At 62.7% G+C, this 19309-nt stretch carries 18 protein-coding genes; 4 read left to right on the forward strand and 14 right to left on the reverse strand.

All coding sequences use genetic code 11. From position 1 onward, the window contains the following. Positions 1 to 64: 64 nt before the first annotated feature. From NPS47_RS07995 to NPS47_RS08010, 4 genes are all read right to left on the reverse strand, one after another. Positions 65 to 805, reverse strand: coding sequence for a TorF family putative porin (locus NPS47_RS07995; protein WP_274294447.1), 741 nt, complete (start codon positions 803 to 805; stop codon positions 65 to 67). 96 nt (positions 806 to 901) lie between these two features. Then, on the reverse strand, positions 902 to 2644 hold the full coding sequence (locus tag NPS47_RS08000) for an amidohydrolase (protein WP_274294448.1): 1743 nt from the start codon (positions 2642 to 2644) through the stop codon (positions 902 to 904). 82 nt (positions 2645 to 2726) lie between these two features. After that, positions 2727 to 3740 carry a helix-turn-helix transcriptional regulator gene (locus NPS47_RS08005; RefSeq protein ID WP_274294449.1) on the reverse strand — a complete coding sequence of 338 codons (1014 nt, stop codon included), beginning with the start codon at positions 3738 to 3740 and terminating at the stop codon, positions 2727 to 2729. 84 nt (positions 3741 to 3824) lie between these two features. Further along, positions 3825 to 5729 carry a M14 family metallopeptidase gene (locus tag NPS47_RS08010; RefSeq protein WP_274294450.1) on the reverse strand — a complete coding sequence of 635 codons (1905 nt, stop codon included), beginning with the start codon at positions 5727 to 5729 and terminating at the stop codon, positions 3825 to 3827. Between the two features lie 72 nt (positions 5730 to 5801). Here NPS47_RS08010 and NPS47_RS08015 point away from each other — a divergent pair, with 72 nt between their 5' ends. Both NPS47_RS08015 and NPS47_RS08020 read left to right on the forward strand, forming a co-directional pair. Further along, positions 5802 to 6128 (forward strand): cupin domain-containing protein, encoded by a 327-nt coding sequence (locus NPS47_RS08015; RefSeq protein ID WP_274294451.1) that lies wholly within the window; start codon positions 5802 to 5804, stop codon positions 6126 to 6128. 90 nt (positions 6129 to 6218) lie between these two features. After that, entirely contained in the window at positions 6219 to 8450 is a 2232-nt protein-coding gene (locus tag NPS47_RS08020) for a C1 family peptidase (protein ID WP_274294452.1), read from the forward strand. Positions 8451 to 8498: 48 nt separating this feature from the next. On the opposite strand, the gene ureG is transcribed toward NPS47_RS08020, so the two are convergent. From ureG to NPS47_RS08060, 8 genes are read right to left on the reverse strand one after another with little or no spacing between them, the layout of a single operon-like run. Beyond that, positions 8499 to 9125, reverse strand: coding sequence for an urease accessory protein UreG (gene ureG, locus NPS47_RS08025; protein ID WP_274294453.1), 627 nt, complete (start codon positions 9123 to 9125; stop codon positions 8499 to 8501). Between the two features lie 10 nt (positions 9126 to 9135). Continuing rightward, a complete protein-coding gene (locus tag NPS47_RS08030; RefSeq protein ID WP_274294454.1) occupies positions 9136 to 9810 on the reverse strand; it encodes an urease accessory protein UreF in 675 nt (224 codons plus the stop codon). Continuing rightward, entirely contained in the window at positions 9810 to 10355 is a 546-nt protein-coding gene (locus tag NPS47_RS08035; protein WP_274294455.1) for a HupE/UreJ family protein, read from the reverse strand. Before NPS47_RS08035 ends, NPS47_RS08030 begins: the two co-directional genes overlap by 1 nt. 21 nt (positions 10356 to 10376) lie before the next feature. Further along, positions 10377 to 10856, reverse strand: a complete 480-nt coding sequence (ureE, locus tag NPS47_RS08040) for an urease accessory protein UreE (RefSeq protein ID WP_274294456.1) — start codon at positions 10854 to 10856, stop codon at positions 10377 to 10379. A 10-nt stretch (positions 10857 to 10866) separates the two neighbouring features. Continuing rightward, on the reverse strand, positions 10867 to 12570 hold the full coding sequence (gene ureC / locus NPS47_RS08045; RefSeq protein WP_274294457.1) for an urease subunit alpha: 1704 nt from the start codon (positions 12568 to 12570) through the stop codon (positions 10867 to 10869). Beyond that, the gene (locus NPS47_RS08050; RefSeq protein ID WP_274294458.1) at positions 12567 to 12884 is read right to left on the reverse strand and encodes an urease subunit beta; all 318 of its coding nucleotides are present in this window, start codon (positions 12882 to 12884) and stop codon (positions 12567 to 12569) included. Before NPS47_RS08050 ends, ureC begins: the two co-directional genes overlap by 4 nt. Positions 12885 to 12893: 9 nt before the next feature. Next, positions 12894 to 13196 (reverse strand): urease subunit gamma, encoded by a 303-nt coding sequence (locus tag NPS47_RS08055; RefSeq protein ID WP_038611495.1) that lies wholly within the window; start codon positions 13194 to 13196, stop codon positions 12894 to 12896. 9 nt (positions 13197 to 13205) lie between these two features. Further along, the gene (locus NPS47_RS08060; RefSeq protein WP_274294459.1) at positions 13206 to 14039 is read right to left on the reverse strand and encodes an urease accessory protein UreD; all 834 of its coding nucleotides are present in this window, start codon (positions 14037 to 14039) and stop codon (positions 13206 to 13208) included. A 268-nt stretch (positions 14040 to 14307) separates the two neighbouring features. On the opposite strand from NPS47_RS08060, the gene NPS47_RS08065 reads away from it, so the two are divergent. Next, positions 14308 to 15282 carry a quinone oxidoreductase family protein gene (locus NPS47_RS08065; RefSeq protein WP_274294460.1) on the forward strand — a complete coding sequence of 325 codons (975 nt, stop codon included), beginning with the start codon at positions 14308 to 14310 and terminating at the stop codon, positions 15280 to 15282. A gap of 14 nt (positions 15283 to 15296) precedes the next feature. Then, positions 15297 to 16214 carry a LysR family transcriptional regulator gene (locus NPS47_RS08070; RefSeq protein ID WP_274294461.1) on the forward strand — a complete coding sequence of 306 codons (918 nt, stop codon included), beginning with the start codon at positions 15297 to 15299 and terminating at the stop codon, positions 16212 to 16214. Positions 16215 to 16289: 75 nt separating this feature from the next. On the opposite strand, the gene nfuA is transcribed toward NPS47_RS08070, so the two are convergent. Together nfuA and NPS47_RS08080 are read right to left on the reverse strand one after the other, a co-directional pair. Then, positions 16290 to 16874 (reverse strand): Fe-S biogenesis protein NfuA, encoded by a 585-nt coding sequence (gene nfuA / locus NPS47_RS08075; protein WP_028941949.1) that lies wholly within the window; start codon positions 16872 to 16874, stop codon positions 16290 to 16292. 125 nt (positions 16875 to 16999) lie between these two features. Further along, positions 17000 to 19300: a fatty acid cis/trans isomerase gene (locus NPS47_RS08080; RefSeq protein ID WP_274294462.1), complete on the reverse strand. Its 2301-nt coding sequence runs from the start codon at positions 19298 to 19300 to the stop codon at positions 17000 to 17002. Between the last annotated feature and the right edge of the window lie 9 nt (positions 19301 to 19309).

Consider the following 19309-nt stretch of genomic DNA (forward strand, 5'->3'; position numbering starts at 1 on the left):
TGCGATCAGTCAGCCCCATCGTATCGCGGGGCAAGCCCGCTCCCACCGCGTCCCCCCGTCGCCATCAGAACGTCTTGCTGGCACTGACCACCACCGTCGCCGAGCACAGGTCGTCATAGCCGTACCAATTGATGCACTCGCTTTTCGACAGGTCTGTGTCGATATAACTCAGGCCCCAGGTCACCCCGACAAACTCACGGCTCAGCTTCGCCTCCCACTCGTAGTACGCATTACGGTCATCGCCGCTGGCCGACAAGAACGCCGGATCTTTTACATCATTGCGCCCGGCGCGCAACGCCAGTCCCACGTCACCTGGCAAGGTCAAACTGTAACCGAGGTAGGCGTAGAGCGTGTCCTGATCCTCACCAAAGAAATTCGGCGTGTCATTGGAGTAGTAAGCACCCAGTTGCACCCCGTACACATCGAGGATGGCGTACACCTCACTCATGTTGAACTGGCCTTCCTTGGGGTAGTCGTATTTGACATAGCCCAGATCAAGGCTGACCGCATCCGTCGCCTGCCAGTACCAACCCGCGTAGTACTCCAGCTCCTGACGGGTCTTGAAGTCGTCGCCAAAATCGACGTTGGACGTCCAGCTGCCCAGATACAAACCGCTGCTGTGGATCAGCGTGGCGCCGGCCTGCAGGGCCGGATCGCCAAGGGTTTGCGAAACACCCCGGCTGCGGTAGTCGCTGGCGGCGGTGAGTTCCACTTCCAGGGAAAAGTCTTCGCTCAGCGTCAGGGCCTGACTGCTCAATGGGGTCAGCAACAAGCTGGCGAGGGAGAAAATGGCGCGTGCGTTCATACAAAACCCTTGTTTTTATCGGTGTGCGGGTAGGTTCGTGCGGGCGAAACCGGGCCCCTCGCTGGGCAAGGAACCAGGCATCGTCAGAGAGAGCGGTCAGGACGCGGGGGCGTAGACCTGTTTGCCGGCGAAGAAGGTCTTCAGCACTTGGGTGTCAAACAACTCATCGTTGCTGACCTTGAACACATCCCGGTCGAGGACGATCAGGTCAGCCTGCTTGCCAGGCGCCAATGAGCCGATCTGCTGGTCCAGGCGCAGGGTCTTGGCGGCATTGAGGGTATAGGCCTGGAACATGACCTGGCGATCGACGCTTTCTTCAGCGTTAAGCACACCCAGCGGCCCTTTACGGGTGATGGCCTGGGCGATGGCGTTCCACGGGTTGGGGCTGGACACCGGCCAGTCACTGGCACCGGCGATCATCGCTCCGGCGTGTTCTAGCGAATTGGCCGGGTACTGATAGCTGTAAGCCGACGCACTAATGTAGGGTTTGACCAGCTCCACGGTGTAGCTCTCCCCGGTGGCCCAAAGCATCTGCATGGAAGCGATCACACCGAGTTGTTTGAAGCGCGGAAAGTCTTGCGGGTCGACCAGTTGCAGGTGACTGATGCTGTGCGCCTTGGCGCTGCTGTTGAGCGTGCGCGCGTATTCGACAGCATTGAGCGATTCGCGCACCGCCCGGTCGCCAACGGCGTGCATATGGACAATCCAGTCGCGCTGTTCCGCCGCCGCCACCAGTTCCCCGAAATGCTCGGGCTCGATCAGCAACTGGCCATTTTTCTGGCTGTTCTTATAGGGCTCAAGCACCGCAGCGGTTTGCCCCGGATACTCCAGCACGCCATCGACGAAGACCTTGATGCCCGGAAAGCTCAAGTTGGGCACGCCCTGAAACTTGTTCATCACGCTGGCCAACACCTCAAGATCCGCTGGCCGGCTCTTGGGGTTGGCAATCATCAATGCGGCAACGTGAGCGTTGAGTTCGCCCTGCTCGGCCAGGGCGCGGTACAGCGGCAGTACGCCGTAGCTCTGCTCGGTGGCTTTGAAATCAAACAGGGAGTCGTCACTGCCAGCGTTGGAGGCCGCGTCCATCCAGGCGGTCACACCGTACTGATTGTTGATCCGTACCGCTTCACGGGCTGCCTTGAGCATGACCTCCTCGCTGGCCGCAGGAATCTGGCTGCGCACCTGGTCCCATTGAGATTCGGAAAAATAGCCGTTTGGCGTGAAGTCAGCCGCGTGACCGACATAGCTGCGGTCTTGCTCCGACATACCCTTGACCCGTGCGGCATCGATTTTCAGCCGCTTGAGCATGGCGTTGTTAGCCCAGCCGGTGTGGCCGTCAATACCGTTGAGCACCAACGGCTGATCGGCCCAGCGCCCCTGGTTGAACAGCTGGCCCAGTTCGCGGCTTTTCTCCCAATAGGCCGAACTCACGCCGGCGATGCTGATGACATCAGCGGCTTTGCCGCGACCGTCCTTGACCTCGGCCAGTATCCATTGCTCCAGTTCGGGCAGCGGCTTGACTGCATCTTCCAGATTGGCGCCGAGGGTGGCCAAGGCGCCCAGGACCGGATGACTGTGGGTGTCGATCATGCCGGGCATCAGCACTTTGCCCGCGAGGTCGATGCGTTGGGTGTGGGCATCGGCCAGCGCATTGATCTGCGCATCTGTGCCCACTTGCACAATCTTGCCATCCTTGACCGCCACCGCTTGCATCAAGGCCTGGCCGGGCTCGGCGGTGTACACCTTGCCGTTGACCAGCACAAGGTCAGCGGCGGCCATGGCCTGCAGGGAAGAAAAAGCCAGGGCCGCGGCCATCAGGCTGGGAATCACTCGTTGCATCGGAACGCTCTCTTGTTTTTATCGGCTCTGGGCACACCCTATAGCGCTCGACAAAAGAACGGACCTCCGCAAATGAGGAGGGTCAGACGACTTTTTCCACCACTGCTGCGACCGAACGCAAGGCCGAGCCCAGTTCCACCTTGCTCTTGACCCCCAGTTGCGCGTAGCAGTTGCGCAGGTAGGTACGCACCGTGGCCGGGCTCAACGACAGCATCCGGGCGATCTCCTTGTAGGAATGGCCAGCAGCGAAGAGCATCGCCGCCGTGCGTTCGCGGGGTGCCAGCACCACCCCAGGGGGCGGCGCTTCAAGTGACAGGATCACGTGTTCGGCATTCGGGCTCAGGGTCAGTGCACAGCGGCCCAAACGCATCACACAGGGTACCGTGTGCAACTGCGCGATGACCTCGGCCGGCAACACCGAGCCACTCCAGCCCGGCACCTCACGCTGTATCACCGCGCACAGCCGGGCCCCGACATACAGCAGGCTGCCATCCAGGCGCGCCACACCGAAGTCGCTGGCGCCGTTGCCGGTGTCGAGGCGGATCATGTCCTGCACCTGGAAACGCCACAATTGCAGCAAGTGGGCGCAGAAGGCGGCAAACAGTGCGTCTTCGCTGGCATTGAAGGCTTGCTCATCCACGCCCCGGTACAAACAGACAAAGAAGCTCAGGCCACTCTCCGGCAGTTCGAAGGTGATGCTCATCAGGTGATAGAGGTCATAACGGCGGGCAAAGTCGTTGACCGCCTCGACCGGGTCGGTGAACTCACTGTCGCGAATCACCCGCCCCGGCTTGGCCAGGGTGTCGTGGGCGAAGCTGTCCAGACCGGCGACGTGGCGCCACTCAGCAGCGAAGGATGCCGGCAGGTCGATGCGCCCGTGCATCCAGCTCTGCAGTGGCGCAGTGGAAACGCTGGCAGACATTTCCCCCCACCAGGCCGAGGCGAATGGCACCAGTTGGCGAAAGGCCTGCAAGCCATCGGCGATGAAATGCGAGCTGCCTTGCTCGCGGGCCAGACTGGCCAACTGCAGAACACACTGATTGAACGCTTCAAGCGTTGGGATCGACAGCTGTGGTCCATTTGTTTCAACCGCCACCATTGTTCCCTCTCTTACCGGTTATGGCCATCGCGGGGCAAGCCCGCTCCTACACTGTGGGAGCGGGCTTGCCCCGCGAAAGCTTCAGAACACTGCCCCCACCGGATAGACAAAGGCATTCACGTCATAGAACGGCGTACGCTGGTAAAACCATTGCAAGCGCGCACTGGGGCTGGCGGCAAAGACCTTGTCGGTCTTGAGCTTCTTGTCGAACTCGGCCTTGAGTTCAGGGCGCTCGGCGAGCATCTTGCGCGCCATGGGTTCCATCACGTACTCCTCAGGTTCTTCCGCCACCACCAGGGTCGAGTTGAAGAACCCCCAGGCCCAGAACGAATCCGGGCTTTCGGGATACAGCAAGTTGACCGCCAGCACACCCAGCGGCTGATCAAGGTCGATCACCACCGAACCTGCCGGGAAGGTCTGCAACCGTTCGAACGGCCTGGCTACCCCGCTGACCAGCAGACGTCCTTCGTAGCCGGGAATCTGGTTGGTTTGCGCACGATCAGGCTCGAATCCGCCCGCCACCTTGACCTCGTCCATGCGGTACAGGGTGACCGCGATCGCCTTGGGCTTGTCCAGGGTGGTCATCTGGATGCCATGGGCCTTGAGCCGGGCAATGACCTCGCGCCATTGGCCGGGCACGACGTACTGCTGTGGACGCCGGGTCACCAGGTCCGGCTCGGTATTACCGGTCACCGGAACTGTCAGCTGCTTGGGTTTGTTGCTCCAGACAATGGTCTTGGCACCGGTGATCGGCGACTGTTCATAGCGGTAGTCACCCACTGTGAACGGGGTGGTCTGGGCCTTGCCCGGCTTCCAGGTGAGGATCACTTCCTGCTGGCTCTCCAGCCGCTCGCGGTCCTGGCGGATGGCTTCCTTGAGCGATGCCGATTGCTCGCCAATCACCTGGAACATGCTTTTGAGCATCACATAGTTGCCCAGCACCTGGGTCTGGTACGGATGCAAGGCGTGTTGTTCGATGAGAATCGAGGGGACGTTGCGAATGTCGCCGTACTGGTTGGAAAACCGCGCGTAGTCGCTGCGGTACGGGTAGTAGCCCTGGCTCGGGTCCTGGTTGTCGTTGAGGCTGATGCACTCGTGCACCACATGCCCATCGGCCTCCAGCGCCTTGTACACCGGCCCACGCATGACGTTATCCATCCACGCACTGCTGGCCGGCGACCATCCGTTGCCATTGTGGCAATAGGAGCTGTCGTAGGGATACATGGCGCCATCGGTGGAATGGGTGTCGGCGAAGAAGCTCAGGTCGTAGGTGTTGAACACCCAGGCGACGTTGCGGATCTCGGCGCTGTCGAGCTTGGTGAAGTCACGGTTGAGGTTGTAGTTCAGGCCATTGACCCGCCAACCGGTCTGCTGCGGACCGTTCTGGTTGATCCGCCCATAGGCGCTGCGGCGCAGGTCACCATCGATATTGACGGTAGGGATGAAGAGGATGTTGACCTTTTCCAGCACACTGGCCAGCGGCTTGTCGCCGGTGGTCATGTCGCGCAGCAGCATGAACATGGCGTCTTTGCCATTGGCCTCGCCGGGATGGATCTCGGCCTCGACGAAGATCGTCGGTTTGCCTGATTCGTTCAAGCCAGCCGGCGACTTGTCGACTTCCAGCGAGGCAATGGCCATGACCATCGGGTGGCCTTCGGCGCTTTTCTCCGGCAGATCGTGAAGCACGATACTGCCCCCGGACGCCGCGACCAGCTTGCTCAGGTAATCACGCGTCTGCTGGTAGTCGCTGGTCTGCTTGAAGCCGCTGGCTTCGGCCTGGGTGATCAGCGGGTTGTCCGCCTTGGCGATGTAGCGGGTGCTGGCCAGGGTCTGCTCGAACATCGGCGGCAGGATGCGCTGCTTGGCCGCCTCTGGGTAACCGCTATCATCGATGTAGGACGGCGCGCTGGGCAGTGCAGCCAGCGCAGGCAGGCATGTGCTCATCAGCATTGCGACACACAGGGGCTGCAAAAGCGGGTGTTTCATGATCAATCCCTATCATGAGAGGCAGACGACACCTTAAACCACAATGAGATGCCAGACGAGGGTCATGCAGCGATGTTCAACAACCTGTTCAATCCCCTTCCTGCCGCTACCACGCAGGAACACGTTGACGAACTGCTGGCGCACCCGGGCTTGCGCATAGAGCGCATCGTCTCCCATGGCCAGGCGAGCCCTGCGGGCTTCTGGTATGACCAGCCGCAGGGCGAGTGGGTGTTGCTGCTCAGTGGTTCGGCCGGGCTGCGGCTTGAACATGAAAGCCGTGAACGAGTGTTGAAGCCGGGAGACTTTGTCGAGATTCCGGCGCATTGCCGACACCGGGTCGAGTGGACGGATAGCCAGCAGGCGACAGTGTGGCTGGCGGTGCATTTTGCTGATCATTGAACTCCGGTGGGAGCGGGCTTGCCCCGCGATCGGCTGCCGGGGCTACGCTAATCCCTGCTAGCCATCAAAAGCCACTTCAAGGAGAAGCGCATGAGCAAAACCAAAGCCGGCGCAGTCAAGCTCCCCAAAGCCAAGCCCGCCATCAGCCGCACCCCGATCGCAGGTCGACTCTTCGACGCCCGCCCCGATCGCCTGGATTTTCGCGACCTGCCCTACATCCCACCGCTGCGCTCACTCCCGCCTTGTGCGCCGGCGCAGACTGACTTGGCAAAATACCTCAAGAGTTACGTCGCCCAGGGGCTGGTGCTCGATCAAGGCAGCGATGGCGCCTGTACCGGATTCGGCTTGGCCTGCGTGGTCAATTACCTGCTCTGGCTTCAGCACCTGGCGCTAGGCAGCGCTGGCGTCTTCGATGCGGTCAGCCCGCGCATGCTCTACGAACTGGCGCGTCGCTACGATGAATGGCCAGGCGACGATTATCAGGGCTCCAGTTGCCGCGGTGCCCTCAAAGGCTGGCACAAGCACGGTGTATGCAGCGAGCAGCACTGGCCGTTTTCCACAAAGGGCTTCATTCGCCCTCGGCCCCGCTGGGATACCGACGCGGCCACAAGGCCTCTGGGGGTTTACTACCGGATCAACCGCAGCTCCGTGGTGGACCTGCAGGCAGCCATTCTGAACATTGGCGCGGTCTACGTTTCATCCAGCGTGCATGACGGCTGGGAAACCCTCATGCACACGCGGGCGACCGCCGTGCCGAAAAACCTCGACAGCCTGCCCGTCATCCCGCCGCCACAAACGCCGGGCTCATTAGGTGGGCACGCATTTGCCATCGTTGGCTACGACCACCGGGGATTCATTGTGCAGAACTCCTGGGGCACCCGCTGGGGACGTTCGGGCTTCGCCGTGCTGCCTTATGAAGACTGGGTCATCTACGGCACGGATGCCTGGGCCTGTGCCCTGGGTGTGCCGCAGCAGTTATCGGACCCGAGCAAACTAAAACCCGGCAAGTCCGATCTGCTTGATCAGGTGTCCTCAGCCTTTCGGGTCGGGTCGGGGCGTTCGCTGACCGGGCTTGATCGATCGGCGCGGGTACCGGCCAATCCGGTTGACGACCCCTGGCCTTTCGACCACCCCTTCAAAGAACCGCGTTATCAGCCGATCCGTACAGCCCGCGCCTACGAACTGACCCTGGTCACCGGTAATGACGGCGAGATCGTCCCTACCGACTTTACCCGAGGTCCGCTGGATCGCGCGGGCCTGGTGCAGGAGGTGGTGCATGACCGGCCGCTGGCCTGGCTGCAGACACAACCGCAGAAAAAGACTCTGCGCCTGGTGCTCTACGCCCACGGCGGGCTGAACGGCGAGGACGCGTCCATTCAGCGTATCCGGGTACTGGCGCCCTACTTCCTGGCCAACGGCATCTATCCGTTGTTCATGACCTGGAAAACCGGGCCGGGAGAGACGCTCGCCAACATGGCAGAGGACTGGCTGCACAAGCTTTTCGGTGCTAAGGACCTGCGGGCCACTGGGCTGGATGACACCCTCGGCGATGCCAAGGACCGCGCCGTCGAAGCGCTCGGCCACGTGCTCGGCACCGGTATCTGGTCGCAGATGCGCAGCAATGCCCGCGACAGCAGCCAGCCTGGGCATGGGCTTGACCTGTTGAACAAGTCTCTTCGAGCGCTGGCAGCTGACCTGCAAAACCAAGGTGGCAAACTGGAGCTGCATTTGCTCGGCCACTCCGCCGGCTCGATTCTGCTCGGCCATCTGCTGGATCTGCTGGGTAAAAACACCGAGCAAGCGCTGCTCAAAGTGCAGAGCTGCGAGTTGTTTGCCGCGGCCTGCTCAACTGATTTCGCGCTCAAACATTACCTCAACGCCCATGTCACCGGCGTGCTCAGCCTGGAGCAGCTCTGGCTCGATGTCCTGCGCGATGAGGATGAAAAGGCCGATGGCCTGCCGACCCCTGACTTCCCCGCGTATGGCAAGTCGCTGCTCTATCTGGTGTCACGGGCATTGGAAGATGTGCGCAAGCAACCCCTGCTGGGTATGGCCCGGGCGCTGGATGCGAAGTATGCCAGCGACAAGGACCAGTGGGACGCCAGTACGCTGCCGGCGATTCAACAGTGGCTGGCGAACTGGCCGACGAAACCTGACCGCTTGCGCGTCTGGCCTACACCCTGGGTGCGCAACACTCGGGATGGACAGCAGATACCCTCGACTCATGGTTCTTTCGACAACAACATCGAGGTGCTCACCTTTGTGCTGATGCGCATCCTTGGCAAACAGCTCATCGGCCCCATCGAGTGGCTGGATTACTAGCGGGAGGTACGGACAGGGGCCATCGACATGGCCCCACCGCCCCGCGACTTAACCTTGCGCAGCCTTGAGCATCCCGCGCTCGACAATGAAATCGATCACCCGCTGCAAACCCTGTCCGGTCTTGAGGTTGGTAAAAGTCCAGGGCCGCTCGGGACGCATGCGCTGGGTGTCCTTCTCCATCATCTCCAGCGACGCCCCCACATACGGTGCCAGGTCAATCTTGTTGATCACTAGGAAGTCCGACTTGGTGATCCCCGGTCCGCCCTTGCGCGGGATCTTCTCGCCTTCGGCCACATCGATCACATAGACCGTCAGGTCGGCCAGCTCCGGGCTGAAGGTGGCGCTGAGGTTATCGCCGCCGCTCTCGACAAAGATCACTTCGAGGTTGCCGAACTTGCGTGCCAGCTCCTCCACCGCGGCCAGGTTCATCGAGGCGTCTTCGCGAATCGCGGTATGCGGGCAGCCACCGGTTTCCACGCCGACGATACGCTCGGGAGCCAGGGCCCCGGCCTCGGTGAGGATGCGCTGGTCTTCCTTGGTGTAGATGTCGTTGGTGACCACGGCGATTTCATAGTGATCGCGCATGGCCTTGCACAGGGCCTCGAGCAGCGCGGTCTTGCCGGAGCCGACCGGGCCGCCGACACCGACGCGCAGGGGTTGCTGATAGCTTTGCATAGAGCTTTCCTCAGGATCGGAACAATCGGGTGTATTGGGTTTCGTGACGGGCCGAGGCAATCGCCAGCAGCGGCAAGCCAGCGCCCAACTGATCGTCAGTTCGTTGCAAGGCGCTTTGCAGTACCTCGGGCAGTGCTTCACACAGGTCGCGCAACAGGCTCTGGGCCGCCTGCTGGCCAAAGGGCACCAGCTTGACCCCAGCCATGACTGCACCTTCGAGCCAGGCGAAACCATGACCCAGGGCCAGATCACGCAGCGGGATATCCCAATGCGCGCCCAGCCACGCCATGCCGCCCAACTGACTCAACTCCAGGCTGGCGCGCCACTCAGGCGCCTGGCACAACTGCCAGCCGTCCAGCAGCCGCGCCAGGGCCATGCCTCGCTGGCGTTCTTCCAGGCGCAGCTCGGCGGTTTCGCGGTTGGCCAGCAGAAACTGGCTCCAGCGCGCGAAGGTTTCGGCATCGTCGTCGCGGCAGGCCTGGTACAGGCGCGCCAGCAATGGCCAGTCGAGGTAACCGAGGGTGTCTTCCAGCTGCTGACGTTGCCAGTGGCGGAAGCCTTCGGCACCTTGCACCCAGCCGGCTTCCACCGCCCATTCCAGCCCCTGCGAGTAGGTGAAACCACCCACCGGCAGGCTCGGGCTGGCCAGCTGCAACAGGCGCAACAGCTTGAGATCGCTGCTCATCAACCGGCCAGCACCACTGCCGCACCTGCCAGCAGGCCGCCACCGAAGGCTTTTTGCAGGCCTGCGTGACGGCGCAGCAGGCAGCCAGCGGCAAAGCCTGCCAGCAGCAACAGGCCGCTGACCGTGACAAAGCCTGCGCTGAACATCCAGAACGCGCCGGGGCTGGCTTCAACCCCATGAGCCCAACCATGGAACAGGGCAAACAGCGGCATGGCCAGGGCCAGCATGGTTTGACGGCCAGGCAGCAGCAACGCGGCAGCGGCCACCAGCAGCGAGCCGATGATCATCTGCTCCATGCCGATCACGCCACCGAACAGATGCCCGAGCAGCGCGCCGCCGAACATGGCGCAGAGGGTCAGCAATGGCAGCGCCAGGGTGCGTCCGGTCAACGCCGCGAGAACACCGGTACCGAGCAGCATCAGCAGGTGATCAAGACCGGTCAGCGGATGCAGCAGGCCGTCCTGCAGCGGATTGGCATCGTGCCCGGGATGGGCGAAAGCCGGTACGGCAACCAGCAACAACGCGAGGGCCAGAGTGTTTTTCATGGTGATGCTCCTTATCAAAAATCAGTGCTGTGCCACACGTACAAAGGGATGGTCGCTATGCGCATGGCTATGCGGCGCGCTCTGGTAGGCACCGGCTTCCGGCTCGAACGGCGCTTGCTCCACCGCGACCTGCAAGCCCAGGCCGCGAACCATCTCGTCCAGTACGTGGTCGTGCTGATAGCGCAAAAAGCCGCCGTCGATCTGCAACGGCACGTGGCGATTGCCCAAGTGATAGCTGGCGCGCGCCAACAGCAGCGGGTCATCGCAGCGCACGGTGGAAACCTGCTCGGCCGCCGCCACCACGCGAACCACTTCAGCGCCCAGTTCATCAGCCAACAGCTCACCGCCGCGCAACAGCTGGCCGCGCTCGAGCATCAGGCCGGCCTCGCGACCGTCGTCGAGGGTGACGCGTACCCGGCTCTTGATCCGTGTGTCCAGGGTGAGGGTCACCGTGGTGCTTACCTGCTCGGCCTCATTCAGCCGACGCGTGAAGACAATCATGCTCGCTCCTTCAGAACAGAAAATAACGTTGCGCCATCGGCAGCACCGTGGCCGGCTCACACACCAGCAGCTCGCCGTTGGCACGCACCTCGTAAGTCTGCGAATCCACTTCGATCAGCGGCAGCAGGCCGTTGTGGACCATGTCGCCCTTGCGCACCGTGCGACAGCCATCGACCACGCCGATCAGGCTGCGCAAGCCCAGTTGCTGATGGACGCCGCGCTCATGGGCGGACTGCGACAGGAAGGTCATGCGCGTGGCATTGCGTGCCGCGCCCAGGGCGCCGAACATCGGCCGGTAATGCACCGGTTGCGGGGTCGGGATCGAGCCGTTGATATCGCCCATCGGCGCCATGGCGATCATCCCGCCCTTGATCACCAACGCGGGCTTGACCCCGAAAAAGGCCGGGGCCCAGAGCACCAGGTCGGCCAGCTTGCCCGCCTCCACGGAACCGACTTCATGGGCGATACCATGGGTCAGCGCGGGATTGATGGTGTATTTGGCGATGTAGCGTTTGACCCGGAAGTTGTCGCTGTAGCCGCTATCCGGCGCCAGCGGGCCACGGCGGCGCTTCATCTGGTCGGCGACCTGCCAGGTTCGCAGCACCACTTCACCGACCCGGCCCATGGCCTGCGAGTCGGATGAAGTCATAGAGAACGCGCCGATGTCATGCAGGATGTCTTCGGCGGCGATGGTTTCGCGGCGGATGCGCGACTCGGCGAAGGCCACGTCTTCGGCAATGCTCGGGTCCAGGTGGTGGCAGACCATGAGCATGTCCAGGTGCTCATCCACGGTGTTGATGGTGTACGGCAAGGTCGGGTTGGTCGACGACGGCAGCACGTTGGCAAAGGCTGCCGCGCGGATGATGTCCGGGGCATGGCCGCCGCCCGCCCCTTCGGTGTGGAAGGTATGGATGGTGCGGTCACCGATGGCCGCCAGGGTGTCTTCGACGCAACCGGACTCGTTGAGGGTGTCGGTGTGAATGGCCACCTGCACATCCAGCTCGTCGGCGACGGTCAGGCAGCAGTCGATGGCCGCCGGGGTCGAGCCCCAGTCTTCATGCAGCTTGAGGCCGACGGCGCCGGCGTGAATCTGCTCGCGCAAGGCTTGTGGCTGCGAGGCGTTGCCCTTGCCGAGCAGGCCGATGTTGATCGGCAGCTCGTCGGCCGCCTGCAGCATGCGCGCCAGGTACCAGGGCCCGGAGGTGCAGGTGGTGGCGTTGGTGCCGGTGGCCGGCCCGGTGCCGCCGCCGATGAAGGTGGTGATACCCGAGGTCAGCGCCTCCTCCACCTGCTGCGGGCAGATGAAATGGATGTGCGAGTCGATGCCGCCCGCGGTGACGATCTTGCCTTCGGCGGCGATCACTTCGGTGCCCGCGCCGACAGGCAGGGTCACGCCAGGCTGCACGTCAGGATTACCGGCTTTGCCGACGCCGAAGATGCGCCCGTTCTTGATGCCGATGTCTGCCTTGACAATGCCCCAGTGGTCGATGATCAGAGCGTTGGTCAGCACCAGGTCCATGGCCTCGGCGGCGAGCATCTGGCCCTGGCCCATGCCGTCGCGGATCACCTTGCCGCCACCGAACTTGACCTCTTCGCCGTAAATCGTGAAGTCCTTTTCCACCTCGACCCACAGCTCGGTGTCGGCCAGGCGCACGCGGTCACCGACAGTGGGGCCGAACATGTCGGCATAGGCCCTGCGGGAAATCCGGCTCATCCTTGCGCCTCCAGCTTGCCCATTACCTTGCCTTGAAAACCGTAGACCTCGCGTTTGCCCGCATAAGGCACCAGGGTCACGGTACGCGCCTGGCCCGGCTCGAAGCGCACAGCGGTGCCGGCGGCGATGTCCAGGCGAAAACCGCGGGTAGGCTCACGCTCGAACACCAGGGCGTTGTTGACCTCATAAAAGTGATAATGCGAGCCGACCTGCACCGGCCGGTCGCCATGGTTGGCCACCGTGACACTGAGGTTCGGGCAACCGGCATTGAGTTCGATGTCGCCCTCGGCGACCTGTATTTCTCCGGGAATCATCCTGCGCTCCTAGACAATCGGGTCATGCACGGTCACCAGCTTGGTGCCGTCGGGAAACGTCGCTTCGACCTGCACGTCGGGGATCATTTCACTCACGCCGTCCATCACCTGCTCGCGGCTGAGCACTTCACGGCCCAGGTTCATCAGCTCAGCGACGGTGCGTCCGTCACGGGCGCCTTCCATCACCGTGGCGCTGATCAGTGCCACCGCCTCCGGGTAGTTGAGCTTCAGGCCACGGGCCAACCGGCGCTCGGCCAGAAGCGCGGCGGTGAACAGCAGCAATTTGTCTTTCTCTCTCGGGGTCAGCTCCATGGTGTTCTCTCAAGTAGCCCAGATACGCGGCGGACATGGCGCCAGGCCGACCACGGCCGGTCGCAAGGCATGCCATAGCCGCTGCAGGGTGGATTGCAGGCGTTGATTATCGGAATCGAGCAGACGCACCACCAGCAGTTGGCCGAGCAGGGTCGCTGCGGCGGGTACGCTCAGGTCATCGATCAGGGTGCGGGTTTGTTCAAGCAGGGTTTCATTGGCCGGATAGGCGCAGAACGTGGCCTGCAACGGATAGCCACCGAGTTTCTGCAGCTGGCCACCTTCGATGCGCAGGCGTTCATGCAGGCCGGGGTCATCGGGCACATCGATCTGTAGGCGACTGTCCAGTGCGCCATGGCTGAAGGATTCATTCATCACCGGTCGCCCCAGGCACAAGGTTTCCCAGGCTAGCAAGCGCGCCCCCGGCGACAGCTTGAAGCGGTTCACCAGGCGTACACGGGCACCGGCAAAACAGATGCTGCCTTGGGGCAGCCACTCCAGCACGCTGTCAGTGGCCAGGTGAAAGTGCTGGGTCAGGGTCGAGGTGTCGCCGCTGCTGCGGTAGAACTTGGTCGCGCCGGGCATGGTCAGCAGCGCATGGCTGCCGGCTTCCAGGTGCACGTCGAGCACCAATTTGTCGCCACCGACCACACCACCGGGCGGGTGCAGCACATAAACGTGGCACGGCGCCCCTTCCGGGTAGAACGGCCGCTGCACCAAAAGTGGACCGAAATGACGCCGCGCACCAATACAGGTCTTCGCTGCGCGGCGGACAAAACGCAGCCTCAACTCGGCACTCCAGCCGGTATCGCGGGCAGCGAGGTCGAGTGGTTGAGCGATTGTCATGCCGTTGATCCCTGTAAACATGCGGTTCCAGGGGGTAAAGCACATAGCGGGCCAACCGACATCCGGTGGTGGATGGGCGCTTCGGTGGGAGCGGGCTTGCCCCGCGATTGCATGTTCTCAGTCACATCGCATCGCGGGACAAGCCCGCTCCCACCGCAAGCCCATTGCTGCATTGTGTGCAGCACTCATCTGCTTTTTCAGGTAATTGCTGCTCATGCCATCAGTAAATATCCTCACAGCCACCTACAACTGATCCGAGGTACTGAACATGGTCATGCACGTACGCCTTGAGCAAACCGGCAATCCGCAAGTCATGCAGCTCGCCAACGCCCATCCACAAGCCCCCGGGCCCGGCGAAGTCTGGCTGGAACAGGCGGCCATTGGCGTCAATCCGCTGGACGTCAATCAACGCAAGGGCGATGTGCCGATAGCGCTGCCTTCAGGGTTGGGCCTGGAAGGCGCCGGCACCGTGACGGCAATCGGCCCGGGGGTGAGCACGCTGCAAATCGGTGACCGCGTGGGCTATGCCACAGGTCCCCTGGGTGGCTACGCCAGCGCCCGCCTGTTCCCCGCTGAGCGCCTGGTGAAGCTGCCAGACAGCCTGTCGTTCGAAGACGCCGCAGCCGTGCTGTTCAAAGGCATAACCGCCCAGTACCTGCTCAAGAGCACCTACCCGGTCGGACCGGGCACACGCGTGTTGATCTATGGCGCAGCGGGCGCGCTCGGTCAGTTGCTGGTGCCTTGGGCCAAGCACCTGGGTGCGTTTGTGATCGGTGTGGTATCCAAGCCGCAAAGCCTGGCCAGGGCCAGGGATGCAGGGTGTGACGAGGTGCTGGTGTTCGACGCCGATACCCTGGCCGCACAGGTGCTGGACCTTACCCAGGGGCTGAAAGTCGATGTGGTCTACGATTCGGTTGGCCGCGTGTCGCTGCAGGCTTCGCTCGACAGCCTGCGACCGCGCGGTGTGCTGGTGTCCTATGGCGCAACCTCCGGCGCGCCTGAACCGCTGGCCATGGGCACCCTCAATGCCAAGGGCTCGCTGTTTGTCACCCGCCCTTCGCTCGCCGCGCATACCGCTACCACACAGGAGTACCAGGAACGTGCGCAGGACGTGCTGGCAGCGGTGACGGCAGGTATCATCCAGCCGCGGATCTGGCAGCGCTATGCCCTGGCCGACGTGGCCACTGCCCACGACGACTTGCAGCAAGGGCGTTCCCAGGGCGCGATCATCCTTACCCCTTGAGGCGCAGCACCAACATGGACCCGTTCGACAGTCGCCAGGCCGATGAGCTGGCCACCCTTCTGGCCCTCTTCAGCCATGGCTCCTTTGCCGCGGCAGGCCGGCATCTGCAACGCCATCCTTCGGTGCTGTCGAAACGCCTGGGGGCCATGGAGCAACGCCTGGGTATCCGTCTGGTCGAACGCACCACCCGCCAGTTGCGCTTTACCGACGAAGGCCTGCGTCTGGTAGAGCGCCTGCAGCATGCCGCCAGCCTGATCAGCGATGCCGAACGCGAAGCCGCCCAGGGCGCAATCGAAGTCAGAGGCCGCTTGCGCCTGGCGCTGCCCTCGTCCATGGGCAGGCTGTGGCTCAGCCCGATGCTCGCCGAGTTTGTCCTGGCCTTTCCGCAGGTGACGGTGGAAGCTGAGTACTCGGAGCGTTTTGTCGATCTGGTCGGCGAAGGCTTCGATGCCGCAATCCGCATCGGTGAGCTGAGCGACAGTCGATTGGTGGCGCGCAAGCTTTGCGATCACCAGCGCATTCTCTGCGCCGCTCCCGCTTACCTTGAACGACATGGGCAACCGCAGACACCGGCCGAGCTTGGCGCCCACAATTGCCTGGGCTTTACCGGATTGCGTTCTTATCCGCAGTGGCATTTGTACCGCGACGGTGAGCTACAGACCATCAAAGTGCAGGGTTCGATGCAGAGCAACGATAACGAGGCATTGCTTGGCGTTGCCCGGGCGGGCGTCGGCATCATCGCCGGTGGCGACTGGATGATGAAGAAGGATCTGGATCGCGGCAGCCTGCAGCGGGTGTTGCCAGAATGGCAACTGGACAGTGCTGCCGGCGTGTACCTGGTTCGCCCCGGTGCTCGCTTCAATACGGCGGCAACCACTGCCTTCAAACAGTGGATCGAGCGGCAGTTCGCCAACGGTGCGCCGTGGCGCTGAAATGCATCGCGGGGCAAGCCCGCTCCCACAGTAGCACCTGTGGGAGCGGGCTTGCCCCGCGATAAAACACCTTACTTAGTAGTAGGCGTTCTCTTTCTGACTGTGGTCAGTCACATCGCGCACACCCTTGAGTTCCGGGATACGCTCGAGCAAGGTCCGCTCGATGCCTTCCTTCAAGGTCACGTCGGCCTGGCCACAACCCTGGCAACCGCCACCGAACTGCAGTACGGCGATACCGTCTTCAACCACTTCGATCAGACTGACCTGCCCGCCGTGGCTGGCCAGCCCCGGGTTGATCTCGGTTTGCAGGTAGTAGTTGATGCGCTCGTTGATCGGGCTGTCTTCGTTGACCATCGGCACTTTGGCGTTCGGCGCCTTGATGGTCAGCTGGCCACCCATGCGATCGGTGGCGTAGTCGACGACCGCATCTTCAAGAAACGGCACACTGACCGCATCCAGGTAAGCAGTAAAACTGGCCAGACCCACAGCCGTGTCTTCCGGCTTTTCTTCGCCCGGCTTGCAGTAGGCAATGCAGGTTTCGGCGTAGGTGGTGCCCGGCTGGGTGATAAAGATGCGAATGCCAATACCCGGGGTGTTCTGCTTGGACAGCAGATCAGCCAGGTAATCATGCGCGGCGTCGGTAATAGTTATGGCGCTCATGGAAGTTCCTCACAGACTTGCCGGCAGTTTACGCCAACCTGGCCGCCGAACAAAGTCCTAGTATTTATGTCAGGAAAGCATGACCGGGGCCGGGAGGGCTCAAACGCCCTTCCCGGCGGCTCGGCTCAGAGGTTTTCGTAGCGGTTCATGTCGAGCACGCCCGCCTCCACCGCATCGGTTTCCTTGATGTAGCTGTTGAGGTCGTGGAAGTACTGCCAGAACTGCGGGTGGCTGCGGCGCACGCCCCAGCGCATGACCACGCGCTCGAACTTGTCGGTGTCGTCGCGGGCGGCTTCCAGATCTTCGACGAACTCCGGCACATCGGCCGCGGGAACGTTGAACATGAAGTTCGGGTAGCTGCTCAGCACCCCGGGAACCAAGGTCAGGGTGTCCAGGCCCGGCTGGTAGCGGTACGCCTCACCGAGCATGAACGCCACGTTGCTGTGCGCGCGGTTGCGTAACAGGCTGTAGACCTGGCGCTGACCGCCCTGCCCCTCGATACGCAGCAGGGTTGCCTCAGGCAACTGGCCGATGACCTTCAACCCGGCAGCCGGACGCGACACCAGACGGCTCAGGGTCTGTTCGACGCCACGAAACTCCTCGTTCATCTGCGGGCGCGAGCAATAGGCGCCCTGACAACGGTTGATCGGATCGGGCGCGGCATTGAGGCTACCGGTGCGCTGGATCAGCTTGAGGCCGAAGTCGCGTTTCGGGTCTTTGGCAGACAGTTGCAGTGCACTCGGGGTATCGGTGTCGATCTCCTCGTAGTCCATCCACATCTTCACCTTGCCGCTGTTCTGGTACCAGTCGCTGAGAATCGCGCCGCGCTGCTCAGCCGGCATCAGGCGCAGGAAGTTGACCTCGGCACCGTTGCGGATCAAGTCGAAGTACAAGCGGGTCTGCGCCTGGTGCGAGACGTTGCCGTAGACATCGAAGTTGACTGCCAGCTGGTAGTAGGTGCGCTCGAACAGCGGGTAGTCGAACAGCCACAGGGTCTTCGGTACGTCACCGATCAGGCCCTTGGTCACAGAAGCGCTGTCGAAGTGGCGGAAGATGGTCAGCAGCGCGTTGTCGTTACCGGCCCACAGGGTCGACCAGCTCGGCGCCGGCATCTCGGCATAGGCATCGCGGCGCAGGCTTTCATACTCGTTGCGCTTGTCGCGGTAGGCATGCCACAGGGTCAGGATGCTGCCCACATCGTCGATCTGCCCAGGCATGGCCAGCAACGGCGTGGCCTGGCCGCGGTACTCGGCATCGGTCAGGTAGCGGTCGTGGGCCGGTTCCTGGAACAGCGCCCAGAAGTTGTCGCGGATTACGTCAGTGGCGATCTGGCCGCGGCACACCGGGCCGCGGATAAAGGTACGCACGAAGTATTCGGCGTTATCCAGCATGAACTGGTAACGGGCCACGGCCGGGATCGCTTCGAAGGTTTCGAAGGGGTTAGCGCGGTGGCGCGGGCCGTAGCCTGGCAGCGCCGTGGCATGCCAGTCGCCGCTGTAGAACAGCTGTTTGACGCGCTTGAGCTTCTGCGGGCCCATCGGGTAGGTGATGTGGGTCTTATGCACGATCACGCCCTGCACCGGCATCAGGCGGTAATAGAAGTCGGTGCCCGGCGGATCGTTGGGGCGCCGGGTCGTGAGCAGGTCGATAGGCTGGCCACTGGGCGTGCGCGAACGTACCCACTGGAAAAAGTGGCCCTGCTCGCCGCCGACAAAGTGGATATGCGCCAGGAACAGGTGCTCGTACAGCCAGCGCCCGACCAGCGCTTCGGTCGAGCCCGGACGGTTGAGCAGCGCCTCCCAGTCAGCGATCTGCGCAGCCTCGGTGGCGCTCGGCTGGATCGGGTTGTGCTCCACCGGCGCCCCTGCGGCGAGCCAGCGTTGCAGGGTCTGGTACTCGGCATCGGTGAGGCCGGTGACCGCCAGCGGCATCCCCTCTTTGGGGTGGGCGCCGGCATAGGCGTCGAACTCGCCGGGCAACGGGCACATGTTGTTGCGGTTCAGGCCCAGGACAATCTCTTCAGGCAGCTTGGCATTGGGTGTCAGCGGCGTCTTGTGGCCCAGTTCGAGCATCCGCGCCATCAGCGCAGCCTGGCTGCCCTGATTGTCGAGTACCGAGTAAAAGCCTTTGCGCTGCCAGGCCTCGGTGCTGTTGGCATCAAAGAACAAGCGGGTCGGGGCCACGGCCTTGCTGCGATCACCTTGGTACACCGGCACCTTGGACGCGCCCCGCGACGCGCCTTCGGCACTGCCCAGGTTGAGCTGGCAGGCCGCGTCGTTGCAGGCGTGGCAGGCCACGCATTTCTCGGTGAAGATCGGTTGGATGTCCCGGGTATACGAAATAGCCGAGCTCGATTGAGGGGCTTGCCCTAACGCCACGCCACTGATGAACAGAGCGAAAGCGCCGGCAAGTAAGCGATGCACCATGTGCCAATT

The sequence above is a fragment of the Pseudomonas putida genome (genome assembly GCF_028682475.1).
GTDB classification, from domain to species: Bacteria; Pseudomonadota; Gammaproteobacteria; order Pseudomonadales; family Pseudomonadaceae; genus Aquipseudomonas; species Aquipseudomonas putida_AG.